Raw genomic sequence first — 19529 nt, 5'->3', positions numbered from 1 at the left:
ATGGTTATTGTAATTTTCGTTTTAGTTCTTTGGTACGGAGGCTTGTTTTTTCAGTCTTTCTTTCTTCATCGTTATGCTGCACATCAAGTGTTTACGATGTCTAAGAGCATGGAACGTGTAACTTTTGTATTGACTTGGATTTTTCAAGGCTCAAGTTATTTGAGTGCTTATGGTTATGGCATCATGCACCGCATGCACCACGCCTATACGGATACTGAAAAAGACCCACACTCCCCTTCTTACGACGATAATTTATTCGCCATGATGTGGAAGACTAAAACCATTTATCAAGATATCAACGATCAGCGTGTAGAAGTAGATCAGAAATTCACCAAGAATGTACCGCAATGGGCTGCTTTTGATAAATTTGCAGGATCTCGTTTTTCCAGATTACTTTGGATAGGCATTTATATTTTAGTATTCGTGTTTTTCGCAACCGCATGGTGGCAATGGCTTTTATTGCCCATTACCTTTTTAATGGCACCTATCCATGGGGTGATCATCAATTGGTTCGGTCATATTTATGGGTACGCCAATTATAAGATGAAAAATACCAGTAAAAACCTATTTCGTTTTGATTTCTTGATGATGGGTGAAGGCTATCATAACAACCACCACAGACACGCCAGTAGAGCTAACTTTGGCGTGAAATGGTATGAAATTGATATGACGTATTTAGTGATTAGAGTTTTGGATGCCGTAGGCCTTATTCAACTAAAACCGGTTAGAATCAAGAAGTGATAATTTCTGATTATTAATCCAATACTCTTATTCTTACTTTTTTCTTCTTTAAACGGGTATTGTCCAAAAGAGTGACAATGCGTTTGGATTCTTTAAGCGGGACGGCGATAAATGCGCAATCCTGCTTCAGTTCTATGGTGCCCAACTGCTCTTGAGTAAGACCTCCTTGCTTCATAAAAAGTCCAACAATATCACCTTTGGAAATTTTATCTTTACGTCCGCCTGAGATAAATAGCGTTTCCCATTGCGGCGGCGTATTTGGCGCTTTTTTAGAAATGTTTACACCTTGTGAATCTTTGATGAAATCGGGTAAGGTTTCATCGCTACCTTTTAAGATATAGGCAGTACCTTTAGAATTGACTCTCGCCGTTCTTCCATTCCTATGGATGAATTCCTCCTTATGCTTTGGCAATTCATAATGAATTATAAAGTTAAGCTCCGGAATGTCGATACCTCTAGAGGCCAAATCAGTGGCTAACAATATTTGACTCGTGCCGTTTCTGAAAGTTATTAAAGAGCGTTCACGGTCTTGCTGCTCCATGCCTCCAGAAAAAGTGGAATGACTGATTTTGTTACGCTTCAAAAAGTGACTCAATCGATCGATATTCTCCCGTAAATTACAAAAGATGATCCCTTGCTCATTACCAATATGTTGCAACAACTCCAATAAAGTTGGCAGTTTATTCGGTTTTTGAGACACCACAGTCTTAATTGCTAAAGTGGATTTTCGTTTAACCGTAAGGTAGTCCACTACATATGGTTTATCCAATCTTACAAACCCAGGTATTTTCTCCAATTGTGTAGCACTGGTTAGAATCCGTTTATTAATACTTGGCAATTGGCCAATGATGCGCTTCATTTCATCTTCAAACCCATCTTCCAATGATTTATCAAACTCATCCAAAATTAGGGTTTTAATACTTTTTTTCGAGAAACGATCCGCATCAAAATGATCCAGAATCCGCCCGGGAGTACCAATCAACACCGCCGGAGTGTGCTTCAGTTCAATTTTATCCTTGGACATTGGTCGTCCACCGTAAACCGCGTTAATTTTAAATCCGGAGCCCATATTACGGGCTACCTGCTCAATTTGAATGGCAAGTTCGCGAGACGGCACAATTATAAGCGCCTGAACGTCAGGATTCGTTGGGTCTAAAACATCCAATAAAGGTAATAAAAAGGCCAGGGTTTTACCCGTACCTGTTGGTGATAATAAGATGGTATTGGTCTGTTCGGCTATTACGGAAATGGCTTCCTCCTGCATGGGATGCAAGGTTTGGATATTCAACTTATCTAAAATATCCTGTTGATCTTTTATAGTATTGGCCATTGCTATTGGTTCTTTTTATGTTTTTTGGAAGCCTCTGGTTTAAGCGTTTCCGTGTTGGATTGTGCCAAGTAATTGGCGAGTATTTTATCGACCAATTCGTCCTTTGTCAGGTGATGAAAGATGGTCTTTATCTTCGATTTAAAATCTTCTGAAACCTCCCGATTTGGTTTGGTCTTAAATATTTTTTTGGCCCACAGTAAGCCGTTATTTTCTTCGATACTTTGGGCGTCCGCTTTTTTAAATTTAGTAAAAACAATACCGAGTTCTTTTTCAAAATCGGCAATGTCTTGCACTTCTTCTTGTTGTAAGATGGTTAAAGACAACCCCTTAGCACCTGCTCGTGCCGTACGCCCACTTCGGTGTACATACGCTTCGTAAGTGTCTGGCAAATGATAATTAACCACGTAGGATACTTCTTTTACATCAATGCCACGGGCTGCCAAATCTGTAGCAACTAAAATATCAATATAACCTTCCCTAAATTGTCCCATAATCCGGTCGCGAATGCCTTGGGTTAAACTGCCGTGAAGTGCTCCTGATGAAAACTTGTTAATAGCTAAATTCTTAGCTAATTTATTAACGGCAGCCTTAGTTTTACAAAATATAATCCCGCGTTCGCTTTCTTTAGAATTTAAAAAATGCAATAAAACTTCTAGCTTTTCAATGGGTTCCACCACGACATACTGATGATCAATACCTTGATGTCCTACAGATGCCATATCGGCTTCAATATGCACCACATGTTTGGACATGTAATTTTGAACCAATTGTTTTATTGCTCCCGGCATTGTAGCCGTGAACAATAAGGTACGTCTCGATTTTGAAATGTCTTTAATAATGGCATCCACTTCATCTTTTAGGGCGCTGACCATTTCATCCGCTTCATCCAATACCAAATACTGTACGCTTTTGATATTTAAAGCACCACGTTTTACCAAATCGAGTAAACGTCCAGGTGTGGCAACAATAATATGAGTAGTTGTTTTTAAACGTTCTATTTGAGGTTTAATGGGAATACCACCACATAGTGAAGCGATGGAAATTTCAGGGCTGTTTGCAGAAAAAGCAGTCAGGTTGTCATAAATTTGTTGGCCTAATTCTCTTGTTGGCGCTAAAATTAACGCTTGTACCTCTGTTTTTTCAGCATCAATCAATTGTAACAAAGGCAAACCGAAAGCAGCGGTTTTTCCTGTTCCAGTTTTTGCCAACACCACAACATCTTCTTGTTGATTGAGAACAATAGGAATGGTCTTTATTTGAATATCCGTAGGAATAGTAATTTTTAAAGTTGCTAAACTTTTTTGAAATTGCTCATGTATTCCTAAATCTGAAAACTGTTTTGACATTTACAAAATTTTGTGCAAAGATAACCACACTTAGGCAGAGAATCCTATCATTTGGACTATTAATACAAGATGCAATGGTGTGAATAGACGGCAACATCTGTTTAAACATATCGCAAATAATATCGTTTAGAAATTTCTTAAAGCAAAATTATGGAAGCCATATGGACATAAAACTAAAATTTTCAGGCCAACCACATACGTTCAATCTCTAAGGCAAAAGATTCATCCCGTTTATTACCGATTAGAAAGGTTATTTCTGCCATCAACTTACCATCGTAGTTGGGACGATCTAGGCTAGTTCCTCTATAAATTGGATAAAATTGATCAAAATAAAGGGTAATCATTTGCCATTCCCCGGAAGTTTTAAATTTTTGAACGTAGGAATACTGCTGTGCTTCATAAGATTTGATGCGGAGTTGATACGATTTTCCATCCCCTTTTACGCGCAGATTAATCCTATCGAATTGAGACACCTCCTTCTGTAAAAACGACCGTTTCGCAGTTGCAAATCCACCATTGTTTTCAGTGGATATTGCACCTGTAAACAAGCCATTCCCTTTGTCAGTCAAAACTATTTTGCTTTTAGAAAGTCCACCCATGACCCCGTCATTAACCACATGCCAACTAAGGGCATCTGGTTGTGGCGACTGAAAGTCATAAATTACGCTGTTATCTTGAGAAGTCATCTTGAAAGAAAATTTGGAAACATAACAAAAAGTGTTTTGGTAGGAATCAATTAGGCTTCACCTCGTGCTGGGTAATTTTCTTTAACGATAAAATCGATAGATTTTAACAACTCTTCAATTTCCGGTCTTGCAAACGGCATCGTTTGTATGGATGAGGCATAAAGCGTTTGATCCGGACGAATCAGGAAGAGTGCTGGTTCAATAAACTCCTCAGGTTCTTCTTTTATACCTTTTGAAATGGCAAGTCCCCAAGCTCTTGCCTCGGCAATCGGAAAGTTATAACCTATCGGTAAATCTTTTACTTTCCATTCATCATAAGTCGCTTTTGCCCGCTTTTCAGAATCAGAACTGATGGCAATGAGATTCACGCCTTTTTCAGTAAATTCTGGTAAATGCTGTTGAAGGGTTTGGAGATATTTTTTACAAATTGGGCAATGTTTGCCTCTGTAAACAACCACTAAGGTGAAATTATCTGGAGTTTGATCAGCTAAGGACCAAGTGGTATCATTCACTAAGTCAATGGTCAAATCTGGTGCTTTAGTTCTCGGTTTTATCATCATATATAAATTTAGATCTTAAAGATGCTTTACATTTCGCTATTTTCTTACTGCTATCTGAAACTATATTAGCCCAAATAAAAAAAGAGATGTTATCAATCTAAATTTCCTTCTTCAACTCTTCCATAACTTCCGCAAACAATTCATATGAACGAATTCGATCCTGTATATCATAGATATTGGTTACCGCAATAAGCTCTTCAACAGGATTGGTTTCTAAAAAAGACTTGATTTGTGATTTTACCGTTGCTTTACTCCCGATAAATGAATATTTAAGCATTTGGTGCACCTGTGGATGTTCCATAATTTCACGGTATTCTTGAGTCATTGCCGTTGGTGGCTGCATATAGTCGCGCTTGCCCGTAAAAATACCGAGGAACATTCTGATCAACGACGTCGCGAAACTTTCGGCTTCATTATCGGTTTCTCCTATAATAATGTTGACTCCTGCCATAACGTAAGGTTGGGATAACACTGCTGAAGGTTGGAATTCCTTTCGATAAATTTCTAATGCTTCTTCTAAATGTCTGGTGGCAAAATGACTGGCAAACGCGTAAGGCAAGCCTTTTCGAGCCGCCAAGTGGGCGCTATCGGTGCTAGATCCTAAAATATAAATGGGCACCTCCACGCCTTCTGCCACGGTAGCCCTAATTTTAGATTCGGCATTATCCAATGAAAAATATTGTTGAATGGCTTCCAAATCTTCAGGAAATTTATGGGCCGCTTGCATAAAATCAGAGCGAATAGCCTGGGCTGTTTCTCGATCAGTACCCGGTGCACGTCCCAATCCTAAATCGATACGGTTAGGATATAATGCTCCTAAAGTTCCAAACTGTTCCGCTACAATTAAGGGCGAATGGTTGGGTAACATAATCCCACCTGAACCGATGCGCAAGGTTTTTGTGCCTTCTGCCACATAGCCTATAAGCACAGAGGTTGCGCTACTCCCAATATTGACCGCATTATGATGCTCAGCCAACCAGAAGCGGGTGTAGCCAAATTGCTCCGCGTTTTGCGCCAAGGCCAAAGAATTATTAAATGTCTGTTTAAGACTGTGGCCTTCTGAAACTAGGGCTAAGTCTAATATTGAATATGCAGTATGTGAAGATTTCATGTATATAAATAGTTGTATTTTGGATTGGAAGGCTGAAATTTGCCCAAAACACTAAATTACGGCAATAAACTCAGTGTTTCTGTTAGGGCTTTGTTAATCCTAAAGTTTTGAACGCGATGGTTCAGTAAGTAAAGCAGTACATACGGTAGTATACTAAACGAGAGCGGATCTCCAGATTGCGATCCGTATAAAAAAAGGAAAGCTAGAGGAATTGAAAAACTTAGATTAAATTAGCAGACTTCAATTAAAAACTAAACTTCTTAAATTTTAATATTATGAGCAAAACAATCTTAAAAGTAAATAACAACGGGTCTTTACGAATTGAAGGCGATTTTGAAATTGTCGATAAAGATGGCAATGCCTACGACCTTGGTGGGCGCGATGTTGTATCGCTCTGCAGATGTGGATTATCCTCAAACAAACCTTTTTGCGATGGGTCTCACCGAAACCATTTTGAGCATGATGCAGTTGCATTTGCCCTACCCCCAAAAAAGGTATAATTACAATAGTAAAACGGGAGAGTAAGTCTACATTCCCGTTTTTAAATATCAAAACTATTTATGCTGTAACTCTTTGACTTCGTCACTTGCAATCACCAATTCTGTAATTAAAGTGGTCAATTGAACGGTAGCATTGGTCAGTGCAGCCGCATTGGTCTCTAAAAGTGCAGTAACTTCTAAAATCTGTTCTTCTTTTTCGGCATCGGTACGACCCAATTTAAAGCTTTGCAATTCACTCAATTGTGCATTTAGCCGTTTCTTCTCTTTTTTCAACTGATCAAGCTTTACTCGGTGATTTCTGATGGTGCTTTCAATTTTACAAACTTTGTGCACTGTGGTTAAACTATCAAACTGTCTTTTGTAATCAATTTGTGCTACTGATCCTATAGAAAATAACAAAAGGATCAGTACAATATATGGCTTCATTTTTCTGTGTTTTAAGGCGTTGCAAAATTATGCAATTTCCGCATCTTAAAACAAAATTCAGACTTATATTAATGTTGAGGTAGTCATATTTTGAAGATGTTACGCATCTAAATAATGGATTATTGCTTTTACTGACATAAATCATTTTTTCTATGTCCGTAAAAGGCTAATTTTATCTAAACAATCAAAACAAGAAAAAATGTATCAACCAATCCTTTTAGATGCCAATTGGAACAATGGCGTCATAATGATCATCATCTTTGCCATAGTTTGTATCGCTTTGGTGGGCATTGTAATTAATTTTATGATGAGCAGTAAGAAAAGTGACAATTCAGAAAACATTGAACAGGAATCATAATGATTCCGTTTTAGAGTATTATTAGTCACGGCGCTCTCTAATCCTATTAATTTTGATAAAGAAGAAGCCAAACCTTAATTAGCAACCGGAGTCGCGCCATTGTTATCATAAAGGTGTTGATGTTACTACACTCCAAAGTTCTCTATAACGCAATAGCAACTTCAGCCAAAAGAAAAACTTCATGGCTCAGGTGCTGGGTAAAATCCTCCAGCTGATATTCCACTTTAAATTGCAGCGTGGTTTTAGGCCCCATCAACCATCCCAATCCCACACCGACGCGCTGCTCAAATTCAGGTTTTTGGGTTTTTGCAATTTCCAACAAACTTTCGGTATCAACCTTTGCATAAGGTTCTCTGGCATTATTTGCATGTAATGGAAAGGTGTAACCTAACTGATATCTCAACCGGTGCTTATTTTCAGATGCATAAAGTCGTTGCTCCATACGTACCCGGTGTTTTGTTTTAAAACGGGAGATTTCTGGCGTGTAGATCAATTTTTGCTGAAATCGTAATTCGTTTTCTTCATGCCTATCAAAAGTGTGTTCAATGCGGTATTGTACGCCTAAACCTACAGTAAATTCAGGATGCCATTGGTATTCAGAAAGATGGGATAGATCGATTTGTTTCATAGTATATTCTACACGGTCATTCCTATAAATATCATTTCGATTTTCGATAGCAAAACTATAACTATAGCGCGTACTCACACGATGAGACAGTTCAAAAGCGGGTTCAAAATACCCAGTAAAATCATTCTGCGCTTGACTTATCGATGCTAAAAATACTAGTAAAATTTTTGATAGAAATCTCAATTTCATTGATCTCATAATAACTATTAAATTTAACCTAAAAAAGGGATTGAAACCTAGTCTCAATCCCCTTACTCAGTACACTATGATAAAATTAATCTTCCATATCACTGATCACTTTTCCTGAAGCGTCAATAATTAATTTACGCTCTTTTAACCATCCTTTTTCAATTTCTACTTCATAGGTTTTAGCGCCATTCATTTCAAGCACTTCTACAGAATCAATCTTATAGTCCGCATATGCCTTTTTAACCGCTGAAACTACCGCCGCTGGCAATTCACTTTCTGTAATTTCCATTTTCGATTTTACAACGGTCCCTTCAGCGTCATACCAGATATCGTGATCCATTTTATTGGTTTCAAATTCAACTTTAAAATGATCCCCCTTTTTTTCCCATTCAATATCTTGAGCATTGGTGTGGGCAGTGGTAAATGTGGTGCGTACTTTAGCTGGCACTTCTTCAGTTTTTAAATCTTGAGCATTCATTGCCGTTGTTGCTGTTGCAAACAAAGCCAATGTCGCTATTTTTAAATTTTTCATAATATTATTTTTTAATTTGAAACAAAGTAAGGGGCGAAAACTGTAACAAATTAGGAAAGCTGACTTCTAAAATGTTAAGCTTTTGTCAAAATAAAAGGATGATTAAAATTAATAGCCATCCATTTTAATTAATTTAGATGAATTCCTAAATGATTATAGATTTAGACTGTACAATTGCCTAAACCATTTAAAATACCAAGATGAAATTGTTGATTATAGAAGATGAACCCGAGATGTTGGAGAATATGACACAGACTCTAGAACGTCAGCGCTATATAGTAGAAACAGCTTCAGATTATAAAACTGCGCTATACAAAATAGGCGTTTATGATTATGATTGTATTCTGTTGGATATATCCTTGCCAGACGGCAACGGTTTAGAACTTTTAAAAGAATTAAAATCTTCCGGAAAGGATGAAGGTGTTATTATTGTGTCGGCAAAAGATTCCTTGGATGATCGCTTAGAAGGCTTAAATTTAGGGGCCGATGATTATTTGCCAAAACCTTTCCACATGGCCGAATTGCACGCCCGAGTAAAGGCAGTTTTGAGACGTCGGCATTTTGAAGGCAATCAACAAATCAAATTGGGTAACCTGGTGATATCGCCGGAAAGTCGGGACGTAAAGATTGATGATTTATCGGTGGCGCTGAACCGGAAGGAATATGATATTTTAATGTATCTCATTACCAACAAAAAACGATTGGTCACCAAGTCTGCCTTAGCCGAACACGTTTGGGGAGATCATATTGACCAGGCCGATAGCTTTGACTTCATCTATTCTCAAATAAAAAACCTGCGAAAAAAATTAGAACATGCTACTCTCACAATCGAAGCGGTGTATGGCGTTGGTTACAAACTAGAACTGGTTTAAATGAAATTATTAAACCATACCTCTAAATATCTCGCTATTATCTTGGTGCCTCTCATTACCATTTGGGCATTCATCTTTTATTATGCTATGCTGGACGAAATTTATGACAGTCTTGACGATGGTTTGGAAAATCAAAAAGTACTATTATTACAACGTTTACCCACAAATCCAGAAATTTTAGAACATAAGGACTTAGAACTGTGGAGCCATAGCATTACTCCTGTATCTAAAACATATCATGATAAATTTACAGAACGGTATTCTGATACCTTAATGTTTATGCTAAATGAAAAGGATTATGAACCTGTGCGAGTTTATGAAACTAAAATTGCTTACAACGACAGTTATTACAAGGTCAAATTTATCACCTCTATGGTTGAAGAGGACGATTTGATTCAAGATCTCATCACCTATCTTATCGTACTCTATATATTACTCATGATTTCAATTGTCATTTTGAACAATCTGATGCTCAAAAAGATTTGGAAACCATTTCATAGTCTTGTATCACAATTACCGAATTTCAGAATTGAAAAAAATCATCAGATTACAACAAAAGACACATCTATTGATGAGTTTAAATTGCTTAACGCTTCCATCACAACTATGGTTGAACAAAGTAGGGCACGCTATTTAGAGCAACAGCATTTTATCGAAAATGCGTCTCATGAACTTCAAACACCATTAGCCATAAGTATTAATAAACTTGAATTATTTTTAGAAAACACAACCTTGTCTGAAGATGAACTGAAAACCATGGCCTCTATTTTAGATAATTTAGGCCGTTTGACTCGACTTAACAAATCTTTATTGCTCCTATCAAAAATCGAAAATAGACAGTTTACTGACGAAGAAGATATCGATTTTAACCTACTCATTTCTTCCATTACTCAAGATTTTGAGGATTTAGCGTCCCATAAACACATTCGTTTAACTATTGATGCCAAAGAACAGCTTAATTTTCAGATGAATAAAGATTTGGCCATTATTTTGTTGACCAATTTGATAAAAAACGCTATTGTACACGGACAGCAACATAATACGGTGCACATTGTCATCGCTAGAAATTTGATCAAGGTGCAGAATTATGGAGCGGCAGAACCATTAAATGCCCATTACGTATTTTCTCGATTCAAGAAATTGAGCAGTGATAAAAAATCGACCGGACTAGGGTTAGCAATTGCGAAAGCTATCACTGAGAAATATTCTATCGAATGGAACTATGAATTTACTACACAACATAATTTCACTTTGAGTTTTCCCGACGGACGTTAAATTAGTATTAAATAATACACACTGGTCTCCTATTCCTAATTGTTTTCAGTTTTAAACATGACTTTTGAAATAATAAATACTTATCATGAAAAAATCAACCATTTTTATAGGACTATTCATCGCTTTATTAATTGGTATAGCTGTTGTGGGATTCGCCAAGGTCAACAAGGCAAATGCTGAGCTAACGGAAGGCAGTGATAATTACACCATTTCAGAAACATGGGAACTCCCCCCAGAACTTGATGAAATTAGCGGTATCGTTTGGTTAGACAGTCAAACCTTAGCCTGTATACAGGATGAAGATGGCATTGTATACATCTATAATTTGGATGAGAAGAAAATTACAAAAGAACTTCCTTTTGCCGGTAATGGTGATTATGAAGGGATTGCCCTTCATAAAAATGATTTGTATGTGATGCAAAGTGACGGCTTACTTTATGAAATCAAAAATTGGAAGGACGCTAACAAGGTCGTTAGTTCACATCAAACCGATTTTAAGTCATCCAATAATTTGGAATCCTTAACTTATTCTACAAAAGATGCTGCGCTACTCACCATCCCAAAAGATAAAGATACCGAGGAGGCCTACAAGGGAATTTACAAAATTGATCTGACTTCAAAAAAAGTTAATAGAAAGACTCCGACTTATAAAATTGACATGACGTCATCAGTTTTAAAACCTTATAAAAATAAAAAGCTCCACAAAACTTTTAGTCCTTCGGAAGTGGCTGTACATCCCAAAACCAAAGACCTCTACATCTTGGAAGGTAAAAATCCGAAATTATTGATTATGAATTCAGAAGGCGCGTTGAAAGCAGTGCATAAATTAGATGAAATTAGTTTTCCGCAACCTGAAGGGATAACCTTTAGTGCTGACGGTGATCTGTATATTTCTAATGAAGCTGCCAGTGGATCGGCAACAATTAACCGAGTAGAGTTACTTGTTCAATAAATTTAATTTAATGTCGTCCATAAACAATTAAAGTATTTCACTCTAAGGTATCCACTGTTTTTAATGGTTGAATTTCCCTTTTCACGCGTTTGTATTTCTTGTATTGCAATCGGGTCAAAATATCACCCATAGCTAAAGATTCGTTTGCTTGCATTTCAACCAAAGCATCTAGTTCAGCCCGACCCTCATTTTTCTCTTTTATTTTCTCACTCAATTGTAAATAGTCAGCAACTTTATTTTTAAACAAGGGAAACTGTATAGAAGTAAGACCTAAATGCTTATCATAGGCATTAGTAATCCTATCTGCCTCATGCTTTATACGTATTGGATCAACCCCATCTGGTATTTGCGAAAAAATGTTAGTAGAAACAAAAAGCACTAATATTGTTATTAAAGTTTTCATAGTGTCATATATTTAATGGAAATTTAGTATAATTTACTATTTTCATGATTCAAATTCTTAATTTTTTATAATTTTAACATATCCTATTGCAGATTCTGTCTTTATGAACTACTGCGATATATTATTCTCTTAAATTTATCTTAAAAATATATTAAAGGAATCACAATCCAGATGGAATTTTTCCATATGAATTAAAATTTTATTATCTTTAATGAACAGAATCAAACTAAAAACTTAAATCATGAAAAATCAACAAGGAAAAGGTCTTTTGGCTTTATTAGGACTTGGAGCAGGTGTTTTCGCCTGGTGGACATATAAAAATCTATCTCCTGAAAAAAAGAATGAATTACACTCTAAAGTTAATGAAGTAGGTCAAAAAGTTAAAGACCGATATACTGAAGTTGAGTCTTCAGTAAAATCATCTTTTGACGAATTGAAAAATTCCGCCAAAGAGGTTGGAAAAGATGTTAAAACCGAAGCTTCACATATAGCAAACAATGTGAAGAATGATGCGTCAGACATTGCAAATAATGTAAAAACCGATGCATCTCATTTAGCAAATAAGAGCAACTACTAAATTGCATAAACATGGAAAAACCCACTTAGAGTGGGTTTTTTTATGTCTAAAAAATCAGAAGCTTTTGAATATGTAATAAACTATCTAAGAAAATTTAATAGTTTCGAGGTCTACATTTCCACCTGATAATATAATGCCTACAGATTGGTCTTTAAAATAGGATTTATTTTTTAAAACTGCCGCAAATGCTACGGCACTTGAAGGCTCCACCACGATTTTTAACCGTTCCCACAATAATTTCAAAGCCTTTACAATCTCATCTTCTTCCACGCAGATAATGTGATCAACATGTTGTTTGATAATTGGAAAATTAATATCTCCCAAGTGCGTGCGTAGTCCGTCTGCAATAGTATGAACTGTCGTATTAGTTTCTATTTGTCCGCTTTGCAATGATCTATAAGCATCATTCACTATTTGCGGTTCTCCCCCGATCGTCTTACAATGACTTCCAAAATAATGTGCAGCTAAAGCGGTGCCGGCAATTAAACCGCCCCCACCTACTGGAGTAACAATGGCATTAAGATCTGAATGGGCCTGCAAAAGTTCCATGCCTGCAGTTGCGTTGCCTAAAATAACATTGAGGTCGTTGGATGGATGAATAAAGGTGGCGCCTTTATCTGTCACAATTTTTTCAGCCGCCACTTCCCTCGCCAAAAGTGTCGATTCGCACACTGTAATCCTGCCACCGTAGCCCATAACAGCATCTTTTTTCACTTTAGGAGCATTCTTGGGCATAACGATGTAAGCAGGCACCTTTAAGTTTTTTGCAGCCAAGGATAATGCTTGGGCAAAGTTTCCTGAGGAATGGGTTACCACACCACGTTGCTGTTGCGCTTCGCTTAGCTGTAAAATAGCATTGATGGCACCACGCATTTTAAATGCTCCCATTTTCTGGAAGTTTTCACATTTGAAGAATAGTTTTGACCCAATCATGTCGTCCAATAAATGGGACGTAAAAATGGGCGTATTATGAATGTAAGGTGAAATCCGTTCTCTTGTAGCAATCAGCGTTTGTGTATTCATAAAAATTAAAAACTAAAGATATTTAAATTCTGTTACGAAACCTTTCAAAAAGCACCAATTTCTTCTTTGTATTTATAAAGTAAACACCTGTTAATAACACGATCGCGGCAACTATCGATTGTGTGGTTATCACTTCATTTAAGAAATACCAGCCTAACAATAAAGCTATAATAGGATTAACGTAGGTTGATGTGGCTACCTTTTCTGGTGATACTCTCTTCAACAGGAAATTAAATGATGTAAAGGCAACGATACTTCCAAAAACCACCAATAACACCATTGACACTTGTACTTTTTCGCTCCACACATGAGGCAAACTCCACGATTCCCCAAAAATTATACTCAAGATCACCAGCATAATACCTCCTGCGATCATTTGGTAGCCGGTATTGACAAAATAATTGGATGGTAAATCCGCTTTGCCTACAAATAAACTGCCTGTGGCCCAACTAACCATACATACAAAAATCATGATCATGCCCAAAATTGAGCCTTCCTTACTGACCACTTCATTCTGACTGACTAGCAAGTAAATGCCAATGATCCCCAAAATGACTCCCAACACCGACATGGCTTGAATTTTCTTTCCTTGAAATACACGCATCAAAATCAGGACTACCAAAGGCTGTGCAGAAATTTCGAGTGCAGCAAATCCAGAGTCGACATATTTGAGCGCCCAAACCACAATTCCGTTACCAAACGTCAGGAATAAAAAACCCGCAATTGCTGTGTTGATCAATTGTTTTTTAGTAATGGCTAAAGGTTTGCCCATCAATTTAGCAATAATGAATATCAAGACTCCCGCGGTTATAAAGCGCATTGCCGCGAGCATAAATGGTGGCAATTCCGTGACTGCAATTTTGTTCAATAAATACGTCGATCCCCAGATAATATAAATAGAAAAAAAAGCAAGGAGTATAAAAAAAGTGTTCTTAGAACTGTTCATGATGCGCTATGTGGAAAAGTGATATAAGCTAATGGGCAAAAATAAGAAAAGAGGCGTCGATACGCCTCTTTTAAAATCGTTATTTTATGATGTCTCATTAGTTTTTCAAGGATGCCATGTCAATGACAAATCTGTATTTTACATCTGCATCAATAATGCGTTCATAGGCGTCATTAATATCCTTCATGTCAATCACTTCAATGTCAGACACGATGTTATGTTCACCACAAAAATCTAGCATTTCTTGAGTTTCTTTGATACCACCAATTAAAGAACCGGCAATCCGTTTGCGTCCGCCAATAAGTCCACCGCCATGAAATGGTTTTAGAGGTTCTACAGCACCAACGAGCACCATAGTGGCATCCCGCTTTAGCAATCCAATATAGGGATCCATTTCATGACCTACAGGAATGGTATTTAAGATAAAATCAAAGCTATTTCGGTGTGCTTTCATGTCTTCAGCATTCTTAGAAATCAAGACTTCGTGAGCTCCCAAAGCTTTCGCATCTTTAGCTTTGTCGGGAGACGTGGTAATCATGACCACATGAGCGCCCAAGGCATTGGCGAATTTCACACCCATATGCCCGAGTCCGCCCAAGCCAATGACACCAACTTTATCACCTTTCTTAACCTTCCAAGCCCTTAAAGGCGACCATGTGGTAATGCCAGCACACAATAAAGGTGCTGCACCCTTAGGATCAATGTTTTCCGGAATGCGCAATACAAACTCCTTATTTACTACAACAGCGGTTGAATAGCCGCCAAAGGTATGTCCACCCAAATGCACATCCCTGCCGTTATAGGTGCCTACCATCCCTTTTTCGCAAAATTGTTCTAAATCCTCTTTACAAGCGGAGCATTGTTGGCACGAATCCACCATACAGCCTACTCCTACTAGATCATCTTTTCTGAATTTAGTGACGTTTTTCCCAACTTTAGTGACCCGACCAATAATTTCATGACCTGGAACTACGGGGTATTTAGAGTTTTTCCAATCATTTCTAACCGTATGAATATCACTATGGCAAACACCACAATAGGTAATATCAATTTTCACGTCATCATCACCGCAGGTGCGTCGCTCAATATCCATGGGTTTCAAATCTGCTTTAGAGTCTGCTGCGCCATATGCCTTTATCGTAGTTTTCATAATATTTTTCTTGTATTAATAACTGATTGAAATTAGAGTATTTAAATTCTAACTCTCAAAGGTTGTGGTGAGTGTGATATCCGCATTTAAAAGTTTCGAAACTGGGCAATTCTCTTTTGATTTTTTAGCTAGTTCCTTGAATTTTGATTCGTCCATCCCAGGCACTTTACCTGATAACTCCAATTCTATTTTAGGAATGCTGCCATCCTCAAAATAAACTTTCGCTTTTGTATCTAAATGTTCGGCAGTAAAACCTTCTTCTACGATGTAGAAACTCAGCTGCATAGTAAAACACCCTGAGTGTGCTGCGCCAATTAGTTCTTCTGGATTGGTACCTACGGCATCTTCAAATCGTGTTTTAAAGGCATAAGGTGATTCTTTCAAAACCCCGCTCTCCGTAGTCAATGTTCCGTTACCATCTTTTCCGCCACCTTCCCAGTGGGCTTTTGCTGTTCTATTGAATTTCATAATTTTTATGTTTTATAATTAGTATTTCTTTATAATGATGTGGCCCCGGCTTCCGCAACCGCGTGATCATTTTCAACCGAGCTGCCGCTTACGCCAATGGCTCCAATAATATTGCCGGCTTTATCCTTTATGGGCAATCCACCTGGGAATGTGATCAAGCCGCCGTTGGAATGCTCTATATTATAAAGAGATTCACCCGGTTGAGATAATTTACCGATTTCGCCGGTAGGCATATCAAAAAATCGGGCCGTTTTTGCTTTTTTAAGTGCGATATCGGCACTACCTAACCATGCACCATCCATTCGCACGAAAGCCACTTGATTCGCTCCAGCATCAACCACTGAAATATTCATTTTTGTATCGATTGCCAAAGCTTTCTTTTTGGCCTTACTAATGATTTTCTCTGCTTGTTCTAAGGTAAGATTCATAAGGTTCTATTTTTTAATTACTATTCTATTTATTTTTTCTTTGGAACAAAAATCGCTTTGGTATTTACAAACTCGCGAATACCGAAACCGCCGTGCTCTCTACCATATCCTGAATTTTTGATACCTCCAAAAGGCATGTTTGGTCTTGCCAAGCCGAAGGAATTGATATTGATCATCCCCGTATTAAAATGTTTACGAGCCAGTTCAATAGCTTTATTCTCGTCTTTTGAAAAGATACCACCACCCAATCCAAACTGACTGTCATTGGCAATACGCATGGCGTCTTCATTATCCTTGGCCTTAATTAAAGAGGCTACTGGTCCGAAAAGCTCATCATCATAAGCCGGTTGCCCTGGAGTTACATTTTCTAAAACGGTTGCTGGATAATAATACCCTTTTCCTTCTGGAATTTCACCTCCAAGACTAATAGTAGCACCTTTTTGAACACTTTTCTCCACCTGTTCGTGAAGCGTTTTACGTAAATCTTTCCGCGCTAAAGGCCCCATTTTAGAAGATTTATCAGTAGGATCACCAGTCACGATCGCTTTCATGCCTTCAATAAAAGCGTCCCTAAATTGATCATAAACCTTTTCAGTCACGATAAAACGTTTTGCTGAAACGCAGGTTTCTCCATTATTATATACACGCCCTTGGACACAGGTTTTTGCCGCCAATGCAACATCGGCATCGTCTAGTACAAGATAGGCATCGTTACTTCCCAATTCTAAAACTGTTTTCTTTAACACCGCGCCTGATTTTTCAGCGATGATCCGTCCCGCCTCTGAACTTCCCGTTAGGGTAACACCACGGACCAATTCATGAGCAATAATGTCATCAGATTGATCATGATCAATAATTAAAGCTTTAAATAAGCCTTTCGGAAGTCCTGCTGCTTCGTAAATTTCTTGTAACAATAGTGCCGAACCCGTAACATTTTTAGCGTGTTTTAAGAGGACACCATTCCCTGCCATCAAATTAGCAATGGAGTAACGAATAACTTGATACGATGGGAAATTCCAGGGTTGGATGCCGTAAATAACACCAATTGGTGAATAACTGACAATGCCTTTTCCGCCCTCAGCCAATTCGCGCTCTTCATCTTTTAGATAATTAATGCCTTCTGTGCCGGTGAACTCACAAATTCCAGCACAAAGCTCAATCTCTTGATAGCCTTGTTTGAGAAGTTTTCCCATTTCTTCAGTCATCAATGCCGCTAATTTGTCTTTCTGATTATCCAATTCCTTACCGATGGCTTTTATGATCTTGGCCCGCTCTTCTATAGGCGTCATTCTCCATTCGAGGTATGCTTTATGACAATCTTCAACCGCTTTTAAGGCGACCTCAGTAGTCATATACGTATAGGTTTTAATTTCCTGCTCAGTTGCAGGGTTTATTGTTGCAAATGTTTTTTTATCTGTTGTACTCATGATTATATATTTGGAATTAATGTTCTTGTTTCTGCTTTGTAGGTAGTGTAGCCTTCTTCTCCTTGCGTGTAAAACGTAGCTTCATCCCATGGTGTAGTGGCTATGTTTTCTCTAAAACGCCCCACTAAGTCTGGGTTTGAAATATACAGTTTAGCGAAGGACACGAGGTCAGCATCACCGTCTTCTAGGACCTGATTTCCTGACTCTTGGTCAAAACCAGTGCTGATCATTAGAGTGCCTTTATATTTAGGGCGAAAGTGTTTCGCGATATCGGTAACTGCAAATTTCACCTCGGAAACATCATTAAATGGCTCAGACAGATGAAGATAAGATAAATTATAGTCTTTGTCAAGGGTTTCAATAATATAGTCGAAGGTAGGAATGGTTTTCTCATCCATGGTCATTCCGAAAATATTATGCAAGGACGGATTGAACCGCACTCCAATTCTATCCTCCGGCATCACTTGTTTGATGGCCTCGAGGGTTTCAAAAAAGAAACGCGCTCTATTTTCAATACTTCCTCCGTAGTTATCCGTCCGCTGGTTACTGGTCCCATTGAAAAATTGATGAAACAAATAGCCATTGGATGAATGGATTTCTACACCATCAAATCCAGCTTCTACAGCGTTTTTTGCGGCATTCTGAAAGTCGGCTATCGTGACTTTTATGTCTTCCAAAGTCATTTCTTTTGGAGTTACGGTGTCCTTAAATCCGGACGGCGTATAAGACTTTGAATTAGGATTTATAGCAGATGGTGCCAAGGGCAGATCGCCATTATGAAAATCTGGATGTGACATGCGGCCTACATGCCATAACTGGATGAAGATGCGTCCGCCTGCCTCATGAACCGACGATGTGACTTTCTTCCAACCGTCAACTTGCGCTTGGGTATGGATACCCGGCGTATGTATATAGCCCACTGCTTGTGGAGACACCTGAGACCCTTCCGTAATAATAAGTCCTGCAGTTGCCCGTTGCGTATAGTAAGGTACGTGCAGCTCTTCAGTGGGCATATTACCTTTATTTGCTGCACGGCTCCGCGTCATTGGCGCCATCACCATTCTATTTTTCAATTCTAAATCGCCAATTGTAATAGGCGTTAATAAGGGTTGTTTTGACATCTTTTTAATCTATAGTTTTAAATTCTTTAGCCGACAAAATTTGAATTTTTTCAATATCTGGTGGACCAATAAGTAATTCTTCAGTCTTGTCTCTAAGTAATTGCAGTAAGGCACCTTGCAAATGCGCTTCCCTCCCATTTTCATCATTAAAAGTATCAAAAATCCCGAAGGTATCTTTGTCAGTTCTAAAGCTATAACAGGTTAGTATGTGCATCTCATTTTTGACCATATTTACTGCTTTTTCTAATAATTGGGCAACATGTTAAGAGGATTTCGGTTTTGATTTTACTCAGATAAATAAGCTTATATGCTTCATAGTCTCGATGATTTAGGTGAAACGCTTAGGTATTGTCCTCAACATAAACATCCATTTATATTGTGTTCTCATAAAATAAATAAGCTAGTTGTTGGCAATTTTAAAGCTCACCTGGGGACTAACATCTGGCAAGTAATCATTTTTAAACCAAATTGAGGAATCAG

The 19529-nt window shown here is 37.9% G+C and carries 24 protein-coding genes; 7 read left to right on the top strand and 17 right to left on the bottom strand.

The window, feature by feature from the left end; all coding sequences use genetic code 11:
* Nucleotides 1-741: an acyl-CoA desaturase gene (locus ES711_RS15330; protein ID WP_146894189.1), complete on the top strand. Its 741-nt coding sequence runs from the start codon at nucleotides 1-3 to the stop codon at nucleotides 739-741.
* A gap of 13 nt (nucleotides 742-754) precedes the next feature.
* Here ES711_RS15330 and ES711_RS15325 read toward each other — a convergent pair whose 3' ends face one another.
* The 5 genes from ES711_RS15325 to ES711_RS15305 all read right to left on the bottom strand — a co-directional run bounded on the left by ES711_RS15325 (nucleotide 755) and on the right by ES711_RS15305 (nucleotide 5774).
* A complete protein-coding gene (locus ES711_RS15325) occupies nucleotides 755-2071 on the bottom strand; it encodes a DEAD/DEAH box helicase (RefSeq protein WP_146894188.1) in 1317 nt (438 codons plus the stop codon).
* Nucleotides 2072-2073: 2 nt separating this feature from the next.
* Nucleotides 2074-3417, bottom strand: a complete 1344-nt coding sequence (locus ES711_RS15320; protein ID WP_146894187.1) for a DEAD/DEAH box helicase — start codon at nucleotides 3415-3417, stop codon at nucleotides 2074-2076.
* A 182-nt stretch (nucleotides 3418-3599) separates the two neighbouring features.
* The gene (locus ES711_RS15315; protein ID WP_146894186.1) at nucleotides 3600-4103 is read right to left on the bottom strand and encodes a CIA30 family protein; all 504 of its coding nucleotides are present in this window, start codon (nucleotides 4101-4103) and stop codon (nucleotides 3600-3602) included.
* Between the two features lie 50 nt (nucleotides 4104-4153).
* Complete coding sequence (locus ES711_RS15310) at nucleotides 4154-4663, bottom strand: peroxiredoxin-like family protein (protein ID WP_317129880.1); 510 nt, start codon at nucleotides 4661-4663, stop codon at nucleotides 4154-4156.
* A gap of 97 nt (nucleotides 4664-4760) precedes the next feature.
* Nucleotides 4761-5774, bottom strand: coding sequence for an LLM class flavin-dependent oxidoreductase (locus ES711_RS15305; RefSeq protein ID WP_146894185.1), 1014 nt, complete (start codon nucleotides 5772-5774; stop codon nucleotides 4761-4763).
* 275 nt (nucleotides 5775-6049) lie between these two features.
* Here ES711_RS15305 and ES711_RS15300 point away from each other — a divergent pair, with 275 nt between their 5' ends.
* The gene (locus ES711_RS15300; protein WP_146894184.1) at nucleotides 6050-6274 is read left to right on the top strand and encodes a CDGSH iron-sulfur domain-containing protein; all 225 of its coding nucleotides are present in this window, start codon (nucleotides 6050-6052) and stop codon (nucleotides 6272-6274) included.
* Nucleotides 6275-6328: 54 nt separating this feature from the next.
* Here ES711_RS15300 and ES711_RS15295 read toward each other — a convergent pair whose 3' ends face one another.
* Entirely contained in the window at nucleotides 6329-6700 is a 372-nt protein-coding gene (locus ES711_RS15295) for a hypothetical protein (protein ID WP_146894183.1), read from the bottom strand.
* A 199-nt stretch (nucleotides 6701-6899) separates the two neighbouring features.
* On the opposite strand from ES711_RS15295, the gene ES711_RS16315 reads away from it, so the two are divergent.
* A complete protein-coding gene (locus tag ES711_RS16315; protein ID WP_170245285.1) occupies nucleotides 6900-7058 on the top strand; it encodes a flagellar basal body-associated FliL family protein in 159 nt (52 codons plus the stop codon).
* A 142-nt stretch (nucleotides 7059-7200) separates the two neighbouring features.
* Here the strand turns inward: ES711_RS16315 and ES711_RS15290 are convergent, their stop codons facing one another.
* A complete protein-coding gene (locus ES711_RS15290; protein WP_146894182.1) occupies nucleotides 7201-7884 on the bottom strand; it encodes a DUF2490 domain-containing protein in 684 nt (227 codons plus the stop codon).
* A 76-nt stretch (nucleotides 7885-7960) separates the two neighbouring features.
* Nucleotides 7961-8407, bottom strand: a complete 447-nt coding sequence (locus ES711_RS15285) for a PepSY-like domain-containing protein (protein WP_146894181.1) — start codon at nucleotides 8405-8407, stop codon at nucleotides 7961-7963.
* A 200-nt stretch (nucleotides 8408-8607) separates the two neighbouring features.
* Between ES711_RS15285 and ES711_RS15280 the strand changes: the two genes are divergently transcribed.
* The 3 genes from ES711_RS15280 (at nucleotide 8608) to ES711_RS15270 (ending at nucleotide 11506) form a co-directional block, all read left to right on the top strand.
* Nucleotides 8608-9279, top strand: a complete 672-nt coding sequence (locus ES711_RS15280) for a response regulator transcription factor (RefSeq protein ID WP_146894180.1) — start codon at nucleotides 8608-8610, stop codon at nucleotides 9277-9279.
* A complete protein-coding gene (gene porY / locus ES711_RS15275) occupies nucleotides 9280-10554 on the top strand; it encodes a PorY family sensor histidine kinase (RefSeq protein WP_146894179.1) in 1275 nt (424 codons plus the stop codon).
* 85 nt (nucleotides 10555-10639) lie between these two features.
* Nucleotides 10640-11506, top strand: coding sequence for an SdiA-regulated domain-containing protein (locus ES711_RS15270; protein ID WP_146894178.1), 867 nt, complete (start codon nucleotides 10640-10642; stop codon nucleotides 11504-11506).
* A 37-nt stretch (nucleotides 11507-11543) separates the two neighbouring features.
* Here ES711_RS15270 and ES711_RS15265 read toward each other — a convergent pair whose 3' ends face one another.
* Complete coding sequence (locus tag ES711_RS15265) at nucleotides 11544-11909, bottom strand: hypothetical protein (protein ID WP_146894177.1); 366 nt, start codon at nucleotides 11907-11909, stop codon at nucleotides 11544-11546.
* A 241-nt stretch (nucleotides 11910-12150) separates the two neighbouring features.
* Between ES711_RS15265 and ES711_RS16390 the strand changes: the two genes are divergently transcribed.
* Entirely contained in the window at nucleotides 12151-12486 is a 336-nt protein-coding gene (locus ES711_RS16390; protein WP_211363113.1) for a hypothetical protein, read from the top strand.
* An 84-nt stretch (nucleotides 12487-12570) separates the two neighbouring features.
* Here ES711_RS16390 and ES711_RS15255 read toward each other — a convergent pair whose 3' ends face one another.
* From ES711_RS15255 to ES711_RS15220, 8 genes are all read right to left on the bottom strand, one after another.
* Nucleotides 12571-13509 (bottom strand): pyridoxal-phosphate dependent enzyme, encoded by a 939-nt coding sequence (locus ES711_RS15255; protein WP_146894176.1) that lies wholly within the window; start codon nucleotides 13507-13509, stop codon nucleotides 12571-12573.
* Between the two features lie 22 nt (nucleotides 13510-13531).
* Nucleotides 13532-14455 carry an EamA family transporter gene (locus tag ES711_RS15250; protein WP_146894175.1) on the bottom strand — a complete coding sequence of 308 codons (924 nt, stop codon included), beginning with the start codon at nucleotides 14453-14455 and terminating at the stop codon, nucleotides 13532-13534.
* Nucleotides 14456-14552: 97 nt separating this feature from the next.
* Nucleotides 14553-15605 carry an NAD(P)-dependent alcohol dehydrogenase gene (locus ES711_RS15245; protein WP_211363111.1) on the bottom strand — a complete coding sequence of 351 codons (1053 nt, stop codon included), beginning with the start codon at nucleotides 15603-15605 and terminating at the stop codon, nucleotides 14553-14555.
* 48 nt (nucleotides 15606-15653) lie between these two features.
* On the bottom strand, nucleotides 15654-16073 hold the full coding sequence (locus ES711_RS15240; RefSeq protein ID WP_146894173.1) for an OsmC family protein: 420 nt from the start codon (nucleotides 16071-16073) through the stop codon (nucleotides 15654-15656).
* 29 nt (nucleotides 16074-16102) lie between these two features.
* Nucleotides 16103-16501 (bottom strand): GlcG/HbpS family heme-binding protein, encoded by a 399-nt coding sequence (locus ES711_RS15235; protein ID WP_146894172.1) that lies wholly within the window; start codon nucleotides 16499-16501, stop codon nucleotides 16103-16105.
* Nucleotides 16502-16530: 29 nt separating this feature from the next.
* Complete coding sequence (locus ES711_RS15230) at nucleotides 16531-17928, bottom strand: NAD-dependent succinate-semialdehyde dehydrogenase (RefSeq protein WP_146894171.1); 1398 nt, start codon at nucleotides 17926-17928, stop codon at nucleotides 16531-16533.
* A gap of 2 nt (nucleotides 17929-17930) precedes the next feature.
* Nucleotides 17931-19049, bottom strand: coding sequence for an alkene reductase (locus tag ES711_RS15225; RefSeq protein ID WP_146894170.1), 1119 nt, complete (start codon nucleotides 19047-19049; stop codon nucleotides 17931-17933).
* Between the two features lie 4 nt (nucleotides 19050-19053).
* Entirely contained in the window at nucleotides 19054-19263 is a 210-nt protein-coding gene (locus tag ES711_RS15220) for a putative quinol monooxygenase (RefSeq protein WP_146894169.1), read from the bottom strand.
* Nucleotides 19264-19529 lie beyond the last annotated feature (266 nt).

The sequence above is a fragment of the Gelidibacter salicanalis genome (genome assembly GCF_007997285.1).
GTDB lineage: Bacteria > Bacteroidota > Bacteroidia > Flavobacteriales > Flavobacteriaceae > Gelidibacter > Gelidibacter salicanalis.
This window is presented reverse-complemented; position numbering and strand designations above follow the sequence as displayed.

Coding starts and splice junctions, on each gene's coding strand:
- ES711_RS15330 (WP_146894189.1), top strand. CDS start 1: ATGGTTATTGTAATTTTCGTTTTAGTTCTTTGGTACGGAGGCTTGTTT.
- ES711_RS15325 (WP_146894188.1), bottom strand. CDS start 2,071: ATGGCCAATACTATAAAAGATCAACAGGATATTTTAGATAAGTTGAAT.
- ES711_RS15320 (WP_146894187.1), bottom strand. CDS start 3,417: ATGTCAAAACAGTTTTCAGATTTAGGAATACATGAGCAATTTCAAAAA.
- ES711_RS15315 (WP_146894186.1), bottom strand. CDS start 4,103: ATGACTTCTCAAGATAACAGCGTAATTTATGACTTTCAGTCGCCACAA.
- ES711_RS15310 (WP_317129880.1), bottom strand. CDS start 4,663: ATGATGATAAAACCGAGAACTAAAGCACCAGATTTGACCATTGACTTA.
- ES711_RS15305 (WP_146894185.1), bottom strand. CDS start 5,774: ATGAAATCTTCACATACTGCATATTCAATATTAGACTTAGCCCTAGTT.
- ES711_RS15300 (WP_146894184.1), top strand. CDS start 6,050: ATGAGCAAAACAATCTTAAAAGTAAATAACAACGGGTCTTTACGAATT.
- ES711_RS15295 (WP_146894183.1), bottom strand. CDS start 6,700: ATGAAGCCATATATTGTACTGATCCTTTTGTTATTTTCTATAGGATCA.
- ES711_RS16315 (WP_170245285.1), top strand. CDS start 6,900: ATGTATCAACCAATCCTTTTAGATGCCAATTGGAACAATGGCGTCATA.
- ES711_RS15290 (WP_146894182.1), bottom strand. CDS start 7,884: ATGAGATCAATGAAATTGAGATTTCTATCAAAAATTTTACTAGTATTT.
- ES711_RS15285 (WP_146894181.1), bottom strand. CDS start 8,407: ATGAAAAATTTAAAAATAGCGACATTGGCTTTGTTTGCAACAGCAACA.
- ES711_RS15280 (WP_146894180.1), top strand. CDS start 8,608: ATGAAATTGTTGATTATAGAAGATGAACCCGAGATGTTGGAGAATATG.
- porY (WP_146894179.1), top strand. CDS start 9,280: ATGAAATTATTAAACCATACCTCTAAATATCTCGCTATTATCTTGGTG.
- ES711_RS15270 (WP_146894178.1), top strand. CDS start 10,640: ATGAAAAAATCAACCATTTTTATAGGACTATTCATCGCTTTATTAATT.
- ES711_RS15265 (WP_146894177.1), bottom strand. CDS start 11,909: ATGAAAACTTTAATAACAATATTAGTGCTTTTTGTTTCTACTAACATT.
- ES711_RS16390 (WP_211363113.1), top strand. CDS start 12,151: ATGAAAAATCAACAAGGAAAAGGTCTTTTGGCTTTATTAGGACTTGGA.
- ES711_RS15255 (WP_146894176.1), bottom strand. CDS start 13,509: ATGAATACACAAACGCTGATTGCTACAAGAGAACGGATTTCACCTTAC.
- ES711_RS15250 (WP_146894175.1), bottom strand. CDS start 14,455: ATGAACAGTTCTAAGAACACTTTTTTTATACTCCTTGCTTTTTTTTCT.
- ES711_RS15245 (WP_211363111.1), bottom strand. CDS start 15,605: ATGAAAACTACGATAAAGGCATATGGCGCAGCAGACTCTAAAGCAGAT.
- ES711_RS15240 (WP_146894173.1), bottom strand. CDS start 16,073: ATGAAATTCAATAGAACAGCAAAAGCCCACTGGGAAGGTGGCGGAAAA.
- ES711_RS15235 (WP_146894172.1), bottom strand. CDS start 16,501: ATGAATCTTACCTTAGAACAAGCAGAGAAAATCATTAGTAAGGCCAAA.
- ES711_RS15230 (WP_146894171.1), bottom strand. CDS start 17,928: ATGAGTACAACAGATAAAAAAACATTTGCAACAATAAACCCTGCAACT.
- ES711_RS15225 (WP_146894170.1), bottom strand. CDS start 19,049: ATGTCAAAACAACCCTTATTAACGCCTATTACAATTGGCGATTTAGAA.
- ES711_RS15220 (WP_146894169.1), bottom strand. CDS start 19,263: ATGCACATACTAACCTGTTATAGCTTTAGAACTGACAAAGATACCTTC.